Source organism: Weissella sp. ESL1139, from assembly GCF_058506735.1.
The window spans coordinates 1,736,103-1,753,414 of the sequence record NZ_CP196375.1 but is presented as its reverse complement, the minus strand read 5'-3'; the positions used below and the strand labels follow the sequence as shown (position 1 = coordinate 1,753,414).

The window sequence follows — 17,312 nt, the reverse complement described above, 5'->3', positions numbered from 1 at the left end:
TAAACTTAACAACTAGTTATCTTCACTAGTACTATCCTCTAAACCATTTTCGGCTTCTAACAAATGTCCCGAATTAACCTGAAAAACTTTCGGTTCATGAATCAATTGCCGAGCCACATCACTTAATGATGGGGTTGTAATAAATGTTTGCACCTTATCTTGCATAGCTGCTAACAGGTGCGTTTGTCGATCACTATCTAACTCAGAAAGAACATCATCCAATAGCAAAATTGGATATTCACCAGTTTCTTCCTTCATCAAATCAATTTCGGCTAACTTAATTGCTAATGCCGTGGTTCGTTGCTGACCTTGCGAACCAAAACTAGCAACATCATGATCATTAACTTCAAAATTTAAATCATCACGATGCGGACCTAACATAGTCGTTCCCATGATGATTTCACGTTCACGCAGTTGCTCAAATCGCGTCAACATTTCTGATTTTATCGCTTCTAAATCTTGTAGATTGCTTTCATTAAGCTGTGAAACATAATGAATTTGCAATTGCTCATTATTTTGGGTAATTGCTGCTTGCACTGGTTGTGCGGCATCATTTAATTTTTTAATCAAAATTTGACGACGCATAATCAATTCACTACCAAAATTAACAAGCTGCTCGGTTAAAACATCTAAATAAATTTGATCTTTTACTTGTTTACTTTGTAATTGTTTTAAATACCGATTTCGTTGTTTTAAAACGCTTTTATACTGATTTGCAATATATAGATATTTCGCACTCATTTGACTAAATTCACGATCAATAAATTGCCGTCTAACAGTTGGCGACCCTTTAACTAAATCTAAATCTTCAGGTGCAAATAAAATGACATTTAATTGACCAATATAATTTGCTAATTTGGCTTGATCTAAATGATTTATACGTGCTTTTTTACCTTTGCTGGTCAGTTTTAATGACAACGGTACATTGCTATATTGTCGTGCTACTGTACCAGCAACATGCGCTTCTTTGGCTTGCCAGCCGATTAATTCTTTATCAGATGACGTACGATGTGAGCGCGTTAAAGCTAAAACATAAATGGCTTCCAATAAATTGGTCTTACCCTGTGCATTTGGTCCTAAAAAGACATTTACACCAGACGAAAAGGTGACATCTAATGAGTCATAATTTCGAAAATTGTTTAGTTCTAACGACAATAATTCCATTAGTTTGCACTAGCACCTGTCCCATTAATAACAAAACGTTCTCCAGATGGGACTGCAATGATGTCTCCTGGATATAACTTACGACCACGACGATCATCAGGCTCTTCATTTATCAAGACAGTATTTTCACGTAAATACCACTTTGCCTGACCACCAGTTGCAATGACACTCTCTTCTTTTAGTAATTGCCCTAATGTAATAAATGGGGCCTGAATTTGCACTTCTGTTGCCAATATTATGTCCTTTCTATCGTTATTTTTAACGATATTTACACGTATCCATATGTGGTTTATTATACGCTTTTTTTTAACTTTCTACAATCTCAATCAGGCACTATAAGCCCTCTCAGGTTGTTTCCTTACGTTTAAATAAAAAAGCCGAAAAATGCTGTTTCGACGTAAAATAGCATTTTTCGGCTTTTTAATAGCTTTAGTAAGTACGAACTGGCGTAATTAATTGAATAAAATTGGTTTCATTATTTGTGGGTACCAATGTAAATGGATCCAAAGCGGTCTTAAATCCAATTTGAATTTGTTCATCGCCAAATGAACGAAGTGCTTCGCGCATGTAATCAGGGTTGAATGAAATTGTTAAATCATCACCAGCGGTTTCAGCAGCGAAAATTTGTTCTTCAACTCGTCCAATTTCAGGAGAATTTGATGAAATTAATGATTTCTCACTCGTAATTGTAAATTGAATAACGTTTGAACGCCCTTCATGACTAAGCAATGCAGCACGTTCGATTGTTTGTAACAAATCATGTGCATTAATTGTTAGTGTTGTGCGCTTTTCAGTTGGAATTAAACGTGATGCATCAGGATAATTTCCTTCTAATAGACGTGAGTAGAATGTTGTATTTTCGCCTAATTGGAAAATAACTTGGTTTTCTGCAACACGAACATCAACATTTTCAACTTCATCTAGCATTGCTTGCAATTGAGTCAAAGATGTACCTGGGACAATAATATCTGCATTAACATCTGAATCATCAAAAGCGACTGAACGTTGTGCCAAACGGTGACGATCAGTTGCAACAGCAGTTAAGTTTCCACTAACCAAAATGAAATGAACACCAGTCAAAATTGGTTGACTTAATTGTTTTGAAACCGCAATTACGGTTTGACCAATAATTTCATTAAGGGTCTTTGCTGATAACGTTAGATCATTTCTAACTTCAATTTCTGGCAAATGTGGGTAATTAATAGCATCTTGTCCATTAATATCAAATTCTGCATTCTCTGATTTAATTTTTGTTTGTAAACCAGATGCATTATTTAAATTAAATGTTTCTCCAGGTAGTCGCTTAATAATATTTGAAAAGAAACTTGCTGGTAAAACAATAGCACCCTGTTCAGCAATTTGTAGTTGTGCTTCGTCATCATTTACTGGAATTAAGATTTCAATTGAGATATCCGTATTTGATCCAGTTAAGAGTAGACCTGATTCATCAAGAACCAATTTAATGCCTTGCAAAATAGGCATTGATGTTCTTGATGAAATAGCACGGTTAACGTTATTCATTGCTTTGATAAAAGCAGCTCGATTAATTGTAAATTCCATTAGATCTCCTTAATGCGCAAAACCATAATTATGAAGTGCGTAATGACTTATTTAAATAATAAAAAGATAATAATAATAATAAGGGGTGTGTATACTGTGGAAAACCCTTGGGTATACCAATATACCAAGAATTGGTCCATGTACATAAGCCTGTGGATAACTTTGTGTTGTTTAATTAATTATTCACAAGCCCTTTTACTACCCATTGCTCAATTCTTCACGAATGTTTTGGACTTGTTCAGCTAAAATACTATCATTTTCAATCGCGTTTTCAATTTTTTCAGTTGAATGCATGACAGTTGTGTGATCTTTACCACCGAAAGCGCGGCCAATTTGTGGTAAGGAATCTTGTGTTAGCTCGCGGGCAATATACATTGCAATTTGGCGAGGTACAACAATTTCTTTGTTACGTTTCTTTCCATTTAGATCTGAAACTGTCACGTTGAAAAAGTTAGCGACGGCTTCTTGGATAAGTGGAATTGTAATAGCACGCTGGCGTTTAAAGTTCATGGTTTCTAAAATTGTTCGCGCAGTATCAACTGTTACGGGAACATTTGAAAAACGCATTTTACCAACAACTTGATTGAAAACCCCTTCCAAATCACGGACGTTAGTATCAACTGCAGCAGCAATTTCATCAATGACGTCGTTAGGAATGCTGAGGTTTTCAAGATCAGATTTGTTACGAAGAATGGCAACACGTGTTGGTAAATCAGGCTTGGTAATGTTTGCCGAATAACCCTGACCGAAACGAGTAACTAAACGCATTTCTAATCCTGGAATTTCTTTTGGCAACTTATCAGAAGTTAAAACAATTTGGTGATTTTCACGGGTAATTGCATTAAATGTGTTGAAGAATTCCTCTTGAATTTTTTCTTTACCAGCAAGGAATTGCACATCGTCTACCATTAGTAGATCAGCTGAGCGGTATTCGCGTTTAAAAGCTTCGGTTTCTTTTTGACCTCGGCGAAGTGCTTCAGTGAAATCGTTAATGAAATCTTCAGTGGTAATAAATTTAACATTAGCATTAGGTGAACGTTCTAAGACTTTGTTACCAATTGCTTGCATTAAATGAGTTTTTCCTAAACCAACACCACCATAAATTAATAGAGGATTCCATTGGGTTCCAGGATTATCAGCAACAGCTTGAGCAACCGCATAAGCTTCACGGTTTTCATCTGATGAGACAAAAGTTTCGAAACGAAATTCAGGATTTAAAATCGATTGCGTAACGAATTCTGATGCGATACTGGCATTACTCTGAGGACTTTCACTACTTGGTTGTTCATCAGGTAAATCAAATAGGTTGGTTGCTCTTGGTGCCATATATGTTACAGAAGGAAGAATAAATGTTGGCTTACCAGTTAGTTTTAGAGTCGCTGTCATCGCTGCTTGCATGAAAGCTTGCGAATAAGAACTATTGGTATCTAACCATTCAGAAGCAACTTGTTCATATGAAGTTGTTAGTTGCAACGTAGCGGTGTTGTTTTCATTTTCTACTAATTGTAGTGGTGTTAATGTTTCAACGTAATTGGCGAAGGAAAAGCCTTGCGAAATTGTATTGCGTAGCTCATCTTTGATGGCATTCCAAAGTTGGACGGGATCCATTTGGTTACCTCCTTTAAGGATTATAATATCTTTTCGTGGGTTTTCCACAGGACGTTTGCTGAGCTTATTTTCATAAGTAGCACAATTCATCAAAATTCATTTTATCAGCATGTGAACTAGTTTTCCACAAGGAATATACCCATAATATCAACGTTTTGCCCCATTTTAGATAACGAATTGAGATATTAACATGCTGTGGAAATCTAAATATGAGTTATCAACCGGATGTGAAACAAATTTTAAGGGTAATTCTGGAAAGTGTGGATAACTTGGGGGAAAAATGAGAAATTTACAAGGAGTTGTTAACAACCTAGACTTGCTATAATAATGTTTAAGAGAGTTATGCACATATCCACAGGGTAAAACAGGAATAGTTTTCCAAATGTGTGGAACATGTGGATAAACTGTGGATTTTGGGGAAAACTCAAATAACGCTCCGTTACTTTTTAAATTTTATCAACATAACGCTCTGTTAGATTTTGGAAAACTTTTTGTTTTGATCCGAGTTTATAAATTTTAATTTTTTTTAAGGAAAGTATTTTAATGAGAAAATTGAAAAGATTAAAGCTTTTAAAACTTATGAATTTTCTTGCTTTGATTAGGGGGTAATGGTACAATTGAATACGAATTGTGGTTTGGCCTCGCCAACCGCAGGCCAAATCTAACTACGAATGGGAGGTGTATTCATATGAAGCGTACATACCAACCTAAGAAGCGTCACCGCGAACGCGTTCATGGTTTCCGTAAGCGCATGAGCACTAGCAATGGTCGTAAGGTGCTAGCACGTCGCCGCCAAAAGGGCCGCAAGGTATTGTCAGCCTAATTAGGTCAGGCCTTTTATTAGGACTACTGATAATAATCGCGCATGAGTCGGCTATTGTGGCTGATTCATGCGTTTTCTTTTGTCGTGAAAAAGTTTGGAGCAAAAACAAATGCGTAAGAGTTACCGTGTTAAAAAGGAAGCTGATTTTCAACTAGTTTTTGAGCAGCATCACTCGGTCGCAAATAAAATGTTTATTGTTTACACAATGACGCGTGAACAACCAACCCACTTCCGGTTAGGAATTTCAATTTCTAAAAAAGTGGGTTTGCGTGGTCATGAGCGTGTGTGGGTAAAGCGTCGAATTCGGCAAAGTGTTTTGGAGTTTAAACCTAAAATGCGTTCGGATCTTGATATCTTAGTTATTGCGCGACCATCAGCACATGATCAAGACATGGCGATCATCAAAAAGAATTTAGAGCATGTTTTTAAATTAGCAAATGTATTTGTTGATGAAGAAACTGAATAAAAATTACATAATATATGGAGAAAACGAATGCAGACTGCTAAAAAAATGTTTACCATGCGTTCGGCAATTACGGCCCTAGTCGCATTACTCATTATGATTGTAGCGGCCGTGATGTACGATGGCCATGTATCCGGAGATGGATTTTGGCGTGGTATTATCATTGCTAATTTCTCACGTTCTATTTTAGGAGTATCAGCTTGGTTTGGTGATAATTACGGTTTTGGAATTATCGTCTTTACCGTGTTAATTCGTTTATTGATTCTACCTTTGATGGTTTATCAAACGGGATCAATGCGAAAGATGCAAGAAATTGGACCTGAATTAAAGAAGTTACAAGAAAAATATTCAAGTCGTGATACTGAAACAATGCAAGCGATGCAAGTAGAGCAAAAGAAGTTGTATAAAGATGCTGGTGTTAACCCATTTGCTAGCTTTATTCCACTTCTAGTGCAAATGCCAATCTTGATTGCTTTGTATACAGCAATTCGTACGACAAAAGTATTGGAAACTGGTACTTTCTTCTGGGTACAACTAGGAGAACGTGATCCATACTTTATCTTGCCAATTTTGGCAGCTTTGTTTACGTTTGCTTCTTCATACTTGGTAATGATGGGTCAACCTGAAAAAAATGGTATGACAACATCAATGACATACATCATGCCAATTATGATTTTCTTCTTTGCGATTTCCGTACCATCTGCCCTATCACTATACTGGGTGGTTTCAAATGCGTTCCAAGTGGCACAAACTTGGACGATTCAAAATCCATTTGAAATTCGACGTGAACGTGAAGCTAAGAAAGAAGCTGAACGTGCTAAGAAACGTGCAATTCGTAAAGCTGTACGTAATCACAAGCGTTAATATGAATACAAAAGAGATTGGGATACTTGTCCCAATCTTTTTTTGTTTTAAATGATGTTATACTTTGGATTCAAAGCGGTTTTGGTCACACTATGTCTAAACGTGCTCCCAAAACCTGAATCCTCAATGTAACGCAATTTGCCCGTTTCATGGTCTACGCCTGCAAACCGGCCAAACCACGTTACACACCGGATTCAAAGCGGCTTTGGTCACACTATGTTCTTAACCTATTTTTAATTTATAATCGCTATTGTATGAATTATGTTAAAATTAAGCATCGATATTAATTAAAGGAGCGTACCCATGAAAACATTTCGTGAAATAATGTCTTGGGTGATTCCAATCCTAGTAGGATTACTAATTGCCTTTGGGATAAGGGCCTATTGGTTTACGATGGTGCGAGTTGATGGCTCATCCATGGAACCTAATCTAACGAGTAATGAACGTGTTTTTGTTTTTAGGACTGATAAATTTGAGACAGCAAAGATGCATCGAGGCAGCGTGATTGTCTTTGATGCACATGGTGAAGACCCTACTGCAACGGAAAGTAAGGACTATGTTAAGCGAATTATCGGAATGCCTGGTGATACTGTGAGTGCCCACGATGGTGTAATCAAGGTCAATGGTAAGACGATTAAGCAAGACTATATTTCAGAAAATGAACAAGCAGCAACTAATGGTGTTAATGATGTTGGTAACTGGAATTCATTAGCACAATTGGGTGATCGACAAGGCTGGGAAGGCGATAAAACAATCAAGGTTCCTGCTGGTAAGTACTTCGTGCTAGGTGATCATCGAAGCGTTTCAAACGATTCTCGTTATTGGGGATTTGTTGACGATGATAAAGTCTTAGGTGTTGTTAAAGTCCCATTCTGGGGTAATGAAACAAAACGTAATAACATCAATACGGCTTGGAAATCATATTTTGAATAGTGACTAATTAAAGAGCAGATAAGAAAATTCTTTCTTACCTGCTCTTTTTATAACAATGTTTCGTTTTAATTTTTAAACGGCGTATACTATATGCTAAAAGGGGGTGGTGATACGATGCAATTAGGATTAAAAGCTAGTACAAATAAAGCCCAAATTGATGATCGATTACAATATCATCCAGATGTATTTGAATTTCATTTGGAAGATTCCGATTTTACAGAAGCAGGTTGGCAACATTTTATACAAATGGTTGCCTATGTGAGTGACTATGTACCGCATATTGTTTTTCACCATCCAATGAAATGGCATGGTCAGCGTTGTGAATTGTTTACGAATGAAGCAGTTAATCCAGCGTTACATGACTTTATCATACAAAGTTCTGAAAAAATTATTAAATTGGCGGCTGATGTTGATGGACAAGCTTTAGTGCATGGTGCCTATAAAAGAATTATGCCTAAAATTTTAAGGCACTGGTCTTCGGTAGAACAGGCACAGGAAGTTGTTTTTGCAAGAATGGCCCGATTTACGGATATTGCGCCAGATCATGTCGTATTTGAAAACGGCATTTCTCCTGTTTATGGTTATGGGGATGCCGAATTTGAACAGCGTATTATCGATGCCGCCCTTCCCTTAGCTTGTGACGTGAGTCATACGTTCATTTCTGTGCATGGTGATAATGATGCCTTAGTAGCGAGTTTGAAACACCTTAAATCGCAAATTAAGCACTATCATTTGGTTGATTCTATGGGACAGAAGCATGACAGTTTAACTGTTGGGACTGGATTAATTGACTGGTCACGTGTCGTGCCAGAATTAAATGCAAAAGCGACCACCATTTATGAAATTAACTTGGCTGATCAACTAAATTGTCGCGAAATGATTGCTAGTCATCAGTATTTACAAAATATTGTTAAATAACACAAAACAGCCCCGGGCAACCAAATAATGGTTACTCGGGGCTGTTTTTTTATTTCGGCTGCAAGATAACTTGATCAGCTGTTTGAATAAGTTGTAACGGTGTCTTAAAGGCATCTGAAAGTAAATCAACTTGAGACTGTAGTTGCGTTGCAGGGGCGCTAATTAAGTCACCTGCGGGTCGTAATAACCAAATATGTTGGCTATAACGGAATGCTTGATTTAAATCATGTAACACCATTAAGACAGTTGTTTGGCGTTTTTGCTGCAATTGCTGGAGTGTTTTTAGAAATAGTTCTTGGAAGTGTAAATCTAAAAATGTCGTTGGTTCATCTAAAATCAATAACTCAGGTTGTTGTTGCAAGACGAACCCTAACCAAGCTAATTGTTGTTGACCACCAGATAACTCGTTCATTTCTGAATCAAGAATCGCTGTCAGCTGAAGCGTTTTAATCACTTCTTGATCTAATGTCGGATTAGCCAATGTTAGTAGTTCACGAACTGTTAATGGTTCAAATAACTGATTTTGTTGTGAAAGCACAGCAATGCGCTTTGGACGGTCACTTATTACACCACTTGTCGGTAATAATTCACCCGTTAATAACTGGATTAACGTTGATTTACCAACACCATTGGGACCAATCAAAGCAGTAATTTGATGATCAGGTAATTGTGTTGATATATCAGAGAATAATTGATGGCTACCACGACTGAATGACAGTTGTTTAATGTCGAGCATGATAACCTCCTTTGATTAACATCAAGGCGAATAATGGACCACTAATGACCAATAAAATGGCACTCGTTGGTAATTCTTTTGGCGCTAAAATCGTCCGGGCAATTGTGTCAGCGTTTAGCAGTAGAATGCTTCCCCATAAGGCAGTCGGCCAAATTAAATGTTGGCTGGTATGCTTAGGGCTCATAAAGCGGGCAATTTCTGGCAAGATAGCACCTAGGAAAAAGATGATACCAATCAAACTTGTTAGAGCACCAGTCCAGAGACCGACAGCTAATAAGACGAACCAAATTGTTTTTTGTTCAGCGACACCAAGTAGTTTTACTTGGCGTGATGGTAAAGCAAAAAATTTAAGACTTGGCCAAATCATAATGATGAATAAGCAGCCTAAAATCGTCATAATAACCAGTTGCATAACTTGTGACCAGCTAACCGTACTCAAAGATGGTAATGGTACACCCAAACCTTCACTTGCAATATTTGTTAAAGCTTGGAAAGTCATGGCAGTTGCAATACCAAGTAGAATCAGCCGTAACGGTGCTTGGTGCTTGGGTAGAACTAAGAACCAAATAATCGTTAAGACAATACCAGTGATACCACCCACGAGAACGTTAAAGTTCAATACGCTGGGGATGATAACTAGCACAGCCATCAATAGAAATTGGCTCCCGTTCATAATTCCCAAAATTGAAGTATCAACTAAATGGTTGCGTAATACGACTTGTAGTAGCAGGCCACTTACACCAATTAAGGCACCACCGATGACTGCAACGAGAATACGAGGTAATCGATAATTGATGATTAGTTGCCATGCATCATGTTGACCGTGTAATACATCAGTTAGATGAATGGTTGTACTACCAACAAGTAACGCAATTACCATACTGATCAAAACTAACCCGGCTAATACGAAACGATAATATTTGTGCATTATCCCCTCCTATTTTTTCAACCAAGTTCGAATTTGTTTGTATGCATCAGGTGCATTTAAATTAGCAGTCATACTAAATGTTGGTTCATTAGCACGATAGACATGATCTTGTTGAACTGCAGGTACACTTTGCCAACTAGCTTGTTTAAATAAACTATCAAAGTTCTTAAATACACTCTTTGGCATAGCATGCGCCATTGTAATAATGACATCAGGCTTGGTTTGTGCAATTTCTTCAGCGTTCATTGTGACGAATGGACTTGAACCTGAGCCAACAACTTGTCCACCAGCACGATTAATTAAATCACCAACATAACTATCTTTAGTACCAACTAGGAAAGAACCACCTGGCATCCCCATCAACAACAAAACTTTTTTCTTGGTCTCAGGATGTTGTGTTGGGACATCCAAACTAGCATTTAACTTCTTAGCAGCAGATTCCTTATCGTAAGTATTACCAAGTTTAGTAACAGCATTTTGCAAATCAGATAACTTATTAAAGTTCAATTGTTGATGCTTAATATTGTCACTATCTAACTTTTGTTGATAGTCATCGGCAATAGCCGCATCAAGATAAACTAAATCAGGTTTTAGTTCACCAATCTTTTCAAGATTTGGTGCAACGTGATTACCAACTTGTGGTAAATCACGATACTGTTTTGGCAATTTCTGCTTGTTACCAGGCGTTGCAACACCAACTAATGGTACATCTAACTTATTGAAAATTTGAACTTGTGCATTGGTCGTCGCAACAAGGCGCTTATTGGTTGTTGATTCTTGACTAGGACGCATCATCAACCAGATCCAACCAGCACTAATAATTAGTAGAATTACTAATAAACTTATTAGTAATTTTTGTTGTTTGCGCATGTTCGATTACTTCTTCTTTAGATTGAAGACAAGACCAAGAATGACACCTAATGCCAACCCACCACCTAGAATAGCGGCAACTGGAAGTTGCTTGTTTTGATCTTTATGACTTTCTTCAGAAACTTGCGTTTTATTTTTCTTTTGTGAAGTTGTCTTCTTAGAAGATGATGCTTCATTATCTTGGTCACTAGCTGCAGTTTCAGAACTTTGTGAAGCTTGACTAGCAACTGATGCGCTTGAACTGCTTACAGTATTTGTTTCTGAAGAGCTGCTGTTTGCAGTATTGCTTTGTTGACTAGCTTGGCTTGATTGGTTTTGAGACTGGCTAGATGAACTAGCAGCATCTTTTTGTGCTGGCACTTTAGAAGCATCTAACATCAAACCAACAATATAGTTGTGATGGTAATTAATGCTGTTCACATCAACTTTAATTGCTGCATTGTGACGTGCAGATAGATTTGATGTGGTAAAGCTGTACGTAATGGTTTGTGAATTACCAGATTCACTACGAGAAACATTAGCACCCGCACCATCAATATTTAGCACTTGCACAGGATAATTACCCAAATCCTTACCAGTTGTAACAGTTGAAGTTACGGTATAAGAATTATTACCATTTGGCGTTACCGTTGCGGAATGCGCAAAGTATGCAGCGGCATAAGAAGTATTAGAAGTACCATTTTCAAGTACTTGTAATGGCACTGTATAAGACTCCGCATGTACTGCCGTTTGCATACCAAACATGCAAAGTACCAGCGTACATAAACCAACCAAAGCACGAAGATATTTATTATTAAGCATTTGCCTACCTCATCTTAATGAAATTTGTCAAAAGAGCAACTACAACATAACCTAATGCTGCAGCTATAACACCACCGGCAACAATCAAAATGTTACGTTTCGTTGTATCGCCTTTTTGTGAATCGGCACTAGCGTTTTTAGTAACTTGTGTATCATTGGTTGATTTCTTATCAGCCTTTTTATCGGTATTAGGCTTTTGGTTATCAGTATTTGGATTAGCCAAAGGCATTGTTGATGTGTTGCCTGTGAAACCAGAATCAAATCCAGTGTTAAATGTTCCACGTGAAACATCAGCACCAACTGGGCTTGTCATCATTGAATCAGACATGCTTGGCAAACCAGTTGCTGGTTGTGTTGCTTCACTAGCACTATTCAAAGTACGTCCAATTACCAAACGAATTGTGTAAACATGATCGTATGGAAGTGGAGACGTAAATTTAACGTGAATTTGTGTTGCAATTGGTGACTTAATTTCATTTGCTGAGAATTGCATCTGATAAGTAGTTTGATAGTAATTACCAGTCTTAACAGTACTCATACGCTTAACTTGGTGACGACCGTCCAAAAATGTAATTGGACTGTTGCCCATCATCGTTGGTGTATGCGTGGTAATAAATCCTGTGTATGAACCATTCTTGTTGTGACGCAATTGAATAGTAGGTAGGAAGTATTGTGCAGCAACTGATGTGCTGTTGCTATTTCCTTGCAAAATCGTCAATTGATGCATAACAGTATTTTTAATGGCATTTTGGTAACCAGTTGGCAATGCAGATACTTCATTGGTACCAGATGCTGCATTATTGTCTGCTTTAGTTGGTATAAAAGAACTATTATTAGCATTAGACTTCTTAAGGCTACTTAAGTCAAAGATAATGTCAGCATCTGGATGCTCCGTGAAATTGATTGATGGCACAAAGATTGTCATATGTGCTTTTAATGTTTGACGAAGTGAAGATACTGGTAATGTTACTTGCCAAGCATTGCCATTTTTATGAGCAGTAACGCCATTAACAGAGAAAGTCTTCATTAATGACATTGCATCTTTTTGTGTTGCAAATTTAATTGTAGCTTGCTTATTTTTAACCAAAATATTTGCTGAAGCCGTCATATATTGTTGCATTGTTGAAGTTGTGTGCGTACCTGTCTTGTAAACACGGTAATTGATACTGTAAATACCATTCTCAGAAAGGCTTAGCTTTTTATTTTCAGAATAAGCATCAGGCTTAGTGTTGTTGTCATTAGGCTTGCTTGGCTCATCAGGATCAGTGCTATTATCACTAGGCTTGCTTGGCTCATCAGGCTTAGTACTATTATCACTAGGCTTTGATGAATTACTCTTAGCAATGTCAAAGACGATATCAGCCGTAGGATTTTCAGTAAAGTTGATTGCCTCAACAAAAATAGACATTTCAGACTTTACGGTCTTAACTAAATCTTTAGCTGGTAAAGTAACAATCCAAGAATCCCCTTTAGCTTGAGCTTTGACACCGTTGACAGAAAATTGCTTCATCATTGACATGGCATCATTCTTAGTTGCAAAGTTGATGGTTGCCTTACCATCCTTTATGGTAACTTTGGCTGAATCAGTCATGTAATTAGCCATAGCTGAGTTAGTCTTTGTACCAGACTTGTAAACATGGTAGTTAACATTGTAAGTACCGTTTTCAAAGCGGTCAGTTAGCTTACCAGGCTTAGTGTTGTTGTCATTAGGTTTGCTTGGCTCATCAGTCTTAGACTCAGAAGCAGCGCTGGAAGAACTCTGGCTAGGTTTTGACTCAGAAGCAGCGCTAGAAGAACTTGCTTCACTTGATGATGAAGATCCAGCACTGTCATTACTAATATCCTTGATACTCTTCATGTCAAATGAGATATCAGCAGATGGCTTTTCAGTGAAGCCCATTTGTGCAACATAAATTGTCATGTCAGCTTTTAGCGTCTTCATTAAGTCTTTAGCTGGTAATGTAACAACCCATGAATCGCCTTTGACCTTGGCATCAACACCATTAACTGAGAATTTCTGCATCATTGACATGGCTTTATTCTTGGTTGCAAAGTCGATAGTTGCCTTGCCATCCTTGACCGTAACCTTAGCTGAATCAGTCATGTAGTTAGCCATTACTGATTCTTCAGTGGTACCTGTTTGGTAGACTTTGTAATTAATTGAATATTTACCGTCTTTTTGAATATCAGGCTTAGCTGGTGTTGGGTTGCTTGGAGTTGTAACACTAGAAGAGCTTGTTTGACTAGGCTTTGATTCAGATGAAGCACTAGAAGAACTTTGACTAGGCTTTGATTCAGAAGCAGCGTTAGAAGAACTTTGGCTAGGCTTAGATTCAGAAGCAGCACTAGAAGAACTCTGGCTAGGCTTAGATTCAGAGGCAGCGCTAGAAGAACTTGCTTCACTTGATGATGAAGATCCAGCACCGTCATTACTAATATCCTTGATACTCTTCATATCAAATGAAATATCAGCAGATGGCTTTTCAGTGAAGCCCATTTGTGCAACATAAATTGTCATGTCAGCTTTTAGCGTCTTCATTAAGTCTTTAGCTGGTAACGTAACAACCCATGAATCACCCTTGACCTTGGCATCAACACCATTAACTGAGAATTGCTTCATCATTGACATGGCTTTATTCTTGGTTGCAAAGTCGATAGTTGCTTTGCCATCCTTGACTGTAACCTTAGCTGAATCAGTCATGTAATTAGCCATTACAGAATCTTCAGTGGTACCTGACTTGTAGACCTTGTAGTTAATAGCATATTTACCGTCTTTTTGAATATCAGGCTTAGCTGGTGTTGGGTTGCTTGGAGTTGTAACACTAGAAGAGCTTGTTTGACTAGGCTTTGATTCAGATGAAGCACTAGAAGAACTTTGACTAGGCTTTGATTCAGAAGCAGCGCTAGAAGAACTCTGGCTAGGCTTTGATTCAGAAGCAGCGCTAGAAGAACTCTGGCTAGGCTTTGATTCAGAAGCAGCACTAGAAGAACTCTGGTTAGGCTTTGATTCAGATGAAGCACTAGAAGAACTCTGGTTAGGCTTTGATTCAGAAGCAGCACTAGAAGAACTTTGGCTAGGCTTTGATTCAGAAGCAGCGCTAGAAGAACTTGCTTCACTTGATGATGAAGATCCAGCACCGTCATTACTAATATCCTTGATACTCTTCATATCAAATGAAATATCAGCAGAAGGCGTTTCAGTGAAGTTAATTGCTTCAACAAAGATTGTCATGTTAGCTTTTAGCGTCTTAGCTAGGTCTTTAGCTGGTAACGTAACAACCCATGAATCACCCTTGGCTTTGGCATCAGTACCATTAACGGAGAATTGCTTCATCATTGACATGGCATTACTCTTAGTTGCAAAGTCGATAGTTGCCTTTCCATCCTTGACTGTAACCTTAGCTGAATCAGTCATGTAATTAGCCATTACAGAATCTTCAGTGGTACCTGACTTGTAGACCTTGTAGTTAATAGCATACTTACCATCTTTTTGAATATCAGGCTTAGCTGGTGTTGGCTTTGATTCAGAGGCAGCGCTAGAAGAACTTTGACTAGGCTTAGTTGCAGATGAAGAACTTGCTTGACTTGAAGAAGAACTTTCTGAACTACCATCGCCAATCTTTTTGGCACTCTTCATGTCAAAGGAAATATCAGCAGAAGGCGTTTCAGTAAAGTTGATTGCTTCAACAAAGATAGTTATTTCAGACTTCATTGTCTTAGCTAGATCTTTAGCTGGTAACGTAACAACCCATGAATCCCCTTTAGCTTGAGCTTTGACGCCGTTGACAGAGAATTTCTTCATCATCGACATCGCGTCATTCTTAGTTGGGAAATCAATGGTTGCCTGACCATCTTTCACGCTAACTTTAGCTGACTCAGTCATATAGTTAGCCATCGTTGAATCATCAGTTGTACCTGTTTTGTAGACATTATAATTAATTGAATAAGTGCCGTCTTGCAAGATGTCTTTATCAGGTTTAGTTGATGTATCTGACGATGAACTAGCTGGCTGTTTAAGTGCTTGGTTCATATCAAAGGTAATGTTTGAATCATAACTCTTGTGTGGACTCATAGGTACACTAGTGTTTGATGCAATAGTAACCTTGCCATCTTTATTTGGTGTCAAGTCCTTAGTTGGAATAGTAAAATCAACTGATGTTTTACCATTCGTGTCCTTGGTTTGACCATCAAAAGTGACACTTGGAATCATCGACATCAAGCTAGGAACACCATATGTGACCGTTACAACACTAGTTTGATCACCAATCTTAACGTTGAACTTTGGTGCGAAGAATTTGTCCATGTGGTTGTCTGGGCTAACATTGATTTGATAGTTACCAGTCTTAAATATGTCTTGCTTTGCGGTTAAGTTACCAACGTTAAATGTTAGATTAGATGGATAGTCTGCGACATGACCAAGAGCGTCAACATGAGTTGTAGACTTTAAGGTCACTTGGCCGTCTTTATTAGCCTGCAAATCCTTAGTTGGAATTGTAAAGGTTGTATCTTGACCAGTAACTGACTTCTTTTGACCATCTAAGATAATGTATGGAATCATACCAGCCATTTGGTCGCTGCTTAGACTTAGTGTTACGTCAGTCTTGTCACCTTTAACGTTGATACGAGCTGTTGGCTTTAAGAATTTGTCCATCCCCTGGTCAGCAGTTAATTTAACTTCTTTACCAGCAACGGCTTTCTTATTGCTATCATCAGCTACTTTACTGTCACCAGTTTTTGACTTATCAACAGTTGAAACTGTGGTATCACTAGTAGCTTTTTGTGAGCTGCTAACTGATGATGATTTAGATGTTGATGGTGCAACACTAGTTGGTTGGCTCTCCTTCGATGAAGCAACTGATGAAGTTGATGAGCTAGCTGAACTTTGCGCAACACTGCTTGATGGTGCTTGAGAAGTTGTGCTAGCAGCACTGCTTGAACTTGGTGCAACTGATGAACTAGCAGCACTTGAGCTTTCAGCTGGAGCTGGCTTAAATCCTTGGACAGCTAAACGAATGGTGTAGTCATGTACATAACTCATCATCGGAATGTTCACGTGGATTTGTGTTTTAATAGGTTGTCCACTTGCTAATTCGTCAGCCTTCAAAGTCATGCGGTAGACAGTTTCGTTGTAACCATTCTTTTCGGTCTTTCCCATCTTAGTTACATGATGTTGAGAATCGTTACTAGAAATTGGTTCATCTCCTAAGTTAACAGGAGTGTGTGATGTTAGATAAGCATAGTAATCACCATTAGCTAGCTTTTCTAGTGAAATAGTATTCAAGTAGAATTGTGATGCTGTTGATGTTGCATCCTTATCTCCTTGAAGAATCTGCAACTTATAATCTTGCCTTTGAGAAGCTGTTTGGGTTGTTTCAGCAGCATCTACGACAGTATTAATACTAGATACTGTTGTAGTTGTTAGCATACTTCCCAGAGCAACTGCAGAAAACAAGGTTGCAGTTCGTGAAAAAGTACTCATAATAGTTCCTTAATCCCTTCGAAATGTGTTTTTTCTGTCCGAATTGTAGGAATTCTTTAAAAATTCAAAGAATGTTCACAATTGAACATAACCCCTATTTTAAAGCTTATTTTTAGGTTTATCAAGCAACAGTTATTAACATAATATTATTGCAATAAGTGATAA

The 17,312-nt window shown here is 37.9% G+C and carries 14 protein-coding genes; 5 read left to right on the top strand and 9 right to left on the bottom strand.

The window, feature by feature from the left end; genetic code table 11:
• Positions 1 to 12 precede the first annotated feature (12 nt).
• The 4 genes from recF to dnaA form a co-directional block, all read right to left on the bottom strand.
• Positions 13 to 1,164, bottom strand: a complete 1,152-nt coding sequence (gene recF, locus ACSYSF_RS08655; protein WP_489867625.1) for a DNA replication/repair protein RecF — start codon at positions 1,162 to 1,164, stop codon at positions 13 to 15.
• The gene (gene yaaA / locus ACSYSF_RS08650; protein WP_489867624.1) at positions 1,164 to 1,397 is read right to left on the bottom strand and encodes a S4 domain-containing protein YaaA; all 234 of its coding nucleotides are present in this window, start codon (positions 1,395 to 1,397) and stop codon (positions 1,164 to 1,166) included. Before yaaA ends, recF begins: the two co-directional genes overlap by 1 nt.
• Positions 1,398 to 1,593: 196 nt before the next feature.
• The gene (gene dnaN, locus ACSYSF_RS08645; protein ID WP_489867623.1) at positions 1,594 to 2,724 is read right to left on the bottom strand and encodes a DNA polymerase III subunit beta; all 1,131 of its coding nucleotides are present in this window, start codon (positions 2,722 to 2,724) and stop codon (positions 1,594 to 1,596) included.
• 198 nt (positions 2,725 to 2,922) lie between these two features.
• The gene (gene dnaA, locus ACSYSF_RS08640) at positions 2,923 to 4,332 is read right to left on the bottom strand and encodes a chromosomal replication initiator protein DnaA (protein WP_489867622.1); all 1,410 of its coding nucleotides are present in this window, start codon (positions 4,330 to 4,332) and stop codon (positions 2,923 to 2,925) included.
• A 688-nt stretch (positions 4,333 to 5,020) separates the two neighbouring features.
• Here dnaA and rpmH point away from each other — a divergent pair.
• From rpmH to ACSYSF_RS08615, 5 genes are all read left to right on the top strand, one after another.
• Complete coding sequence (gene rpmH / locus ACSYSF_RS08635; RefSeq protein ID WP_002828338.1) at positions 5,021 to 5,155, top strand: 50S ribosomal protein L34; 135 nt, start codon at positions 5,021 to 5,023, stop codon at positions 5,153 to 5,155.
• Positions 5,156 to 5,264: 109 nt separating this feature from the next.
• Positions 5,265 to 5,621 (top strand): ribonuclease P protein component, encoded by a 357-nt coding sequence (gene rnpA, locus ACSYSF_RS08630; protein ID WP_489867621.1) that lies wholly within the window; start codon positions 5,265 to 5,267, stop codon positions 5,619 to 5,621.
• Between the two features lie 27 nt (positions 5,622 to 5,648).
• On the top strand, positions 5,649 to 6,482 hold the full coding sequence (locus ACSYSF_RS08625) for a YidC/Oxa1 family membrane protein insertase (protein WP_489867620.1): 834 nt from the start codon (positions 5,649 to 5,651) through the stop codon (positions 6,480 to 6,482).
• Positions 6,483 to 6,785: 303 nt separating this feature from the next.
• A complete protein-coding gene (gene lepB, locus ACSYSF_RS08620; RefSeq protein ID WP_489867619.1) occupies positions 6,786 to 7,415 on the top strand; it encodes a signal peptidase I in 630 nt (209 codons plus the stop codon).
• 114 nt (positions 7,416 to 7,529) lie between these two features.
• Complete coding sequence (locus ACSYSF_RS08615) at positions 7,530 to 8,333, top strand: TIM barrel protein (RefSeq protein ID WP_489867618.1); 804 nt, start codon at positions 7,530 to 7,532, stop codon at positions 8,331 to 8,333.
• Positions 8,334 to 8,382: 49 nt separating this feature from the next.
• Here the strand turns inward: ACSYSF_RS08615 and ACSYSF_RS08610 are convergent, their stop codons facing one another.
• The 5 genes from ACSYSF_RS08610 to ACSYSF_RS08590 are packed head-to-tail and all read right to left on the bottom strand — an operon-like array spanning position 8,383 to position 17,147.
• Positions 8,383 to 9,069, bottom strand: coding sequence for an ABC transporter ATP-binding protein (locus ACSYSF_RS08610; RefSeq protein ID WP_489867617.1), 687 nt, complete (start codon positions 9,067 to 9,069; stop codon positions 8,383 to 8,385).
• Complete coding sequence (locus ACSYSF_RS08605) at positions 9,056 to 9,997, bottom strand: FecCD family ABC transporter permease (protein ID WP_489867616.1); 942 nt, start codon at positions 9,995 to 9,997, stop codon at positions 9,056 to 9,058. The genes ACSYSF_RS08610 and ACSYSF_RS08605 overlap by 14 nt, the downstream gene beginning before the upstream one ends.
• A gap of 9 nt (positions 9,998 to 10,006) precedes the next feature.
• Positions 10,007 to 10,867 carry an ABC transporter substrate-binding protein gene (locus tag ACSYSF_RS08600; RefSeq protein WP_489867615.1) on the bottom strand — a complete coding sequence of 287 codons (861 nt, stop codon included), beginning with the start codon at positions 10,865 to 10,867 and terminating at the stop codon, positions 10,007 to 10,009.
• A gap of 6 nt (positions 10,868 to 10,873) precedes the next feature.
• Positions 10,874 to 11,668, bottom strand: coding sequence for an NEAT domain-containing protein (locus tag ACSYSF_RS08595; protein ID WP_489867614.1), 795 nt, complete (start codon positions 11,666 to 11,668; stop codon positions 10,874 to 10,876).
• 4 nt (positions 11,669 to 11,672) lie between these two features.
• Positions 11,673 to 17,147, bottom strand: coding sequence for an NEAT domain-containing protein (locus ACSYSF_RS08590; protein WP_489867613.1), 5,475 nt, complete (start codon positions 17,145 to 17,147; stop codon positions 11,673 to 11,675).
• Between the last annotated feature and the right edge of the window lie 165 nt (positions 17,148 to 17,312).

Bases quoted from the DNA above. Each gene is read 5' to 3' on its own strand.
- recF (WP_489867625.1), bottom strand. From the start codon at position 1,164: ATGGAATTATTGTCGTTAGAACTAAACAATTTTCGAAATTATGACTCA.
- dnaN (WP_489867623.1), bottom strand. From the start codon at position 2,724: ATGGAATTTACAATTAATCGAGCTGCTTTTATCAAAGCAATGAATAAC.
- dnaA (WP_489867622.1), bottom strand. From the start codon at position 4,332: ATGGATCCCGTCCAACTTTGGAATGCCATCAAAGATGAGCTACGCAAT.
- rpmH (WP_002828338.1), top strand. From the start codon at position 5,021: ATGAAGCGTACATACCAACCTAAGAAGCGTCACCGCGAACGCGTTCAT.
- rnpA (WP_489867621.1), top strand. From the start codon at position 5,265: ATGCGTAAGAGTTACCGTGTTAAAAAGGAAGCTGATTTTCAACTAGTT.
- ACSYSF_RS08625 (WP_489867620.1), top strand. From the start codon at position 5,649: ATGCAGACTGCTAAAAAAATGTTTACCATGCGTTCGGCAATTACGGCC.
- lepB (WP_489867619.1), top strand. From the start codon at position 6,786: ATGAAAACATTTCGTGAAATAATGTCTTGGGTGATTCCAATCCTAGTA.
- ACSYSF_RS08615 (WP_489867618.1), top strand. From the start codon at position 7,530: ATGCAATTAGGATTAAAAGCTAGTACAAATAAAGCCCAAATTGATGAT.
- ACSYSF_RS08610 (WP_489867617.1), bottom strand. From the start codon at position 9,069: ATGCTCGACATTAAACAACTGTCATTCAGTCGTGGTAGCCATCAATTA.
- ACSYSF_RS08605 (WP_489867616.1), bottom strand. From the start codon at position 9,997: ATGCACAAATATTATCGTTTCGTATTAGCCGGGTTAGTTTTGATCAGT.
- ACSYSF_RS08600 (WP_489867615.1), bottom strand. From the start codon at position 10,867: ATGCGCAAACAACAAAAATTACTAATAAGTTTATTAGTAATTCTACTA.
- ACSYSF_RS08595 (WP_489867614.1), bottom strand. From the start codon at position 11,668: ATGCTTAATAATAAATATCTTCGTGCTTTGGTTGGTTTATGTACGCTG.
- ACSYSF_RS08590 (WP_489867613.1), bottom strand. From the start codon at position 17,147: ATGAGTACTTTTTCACGAACTGCAACCTTGTTTTCTGCAGTTGCTCTG.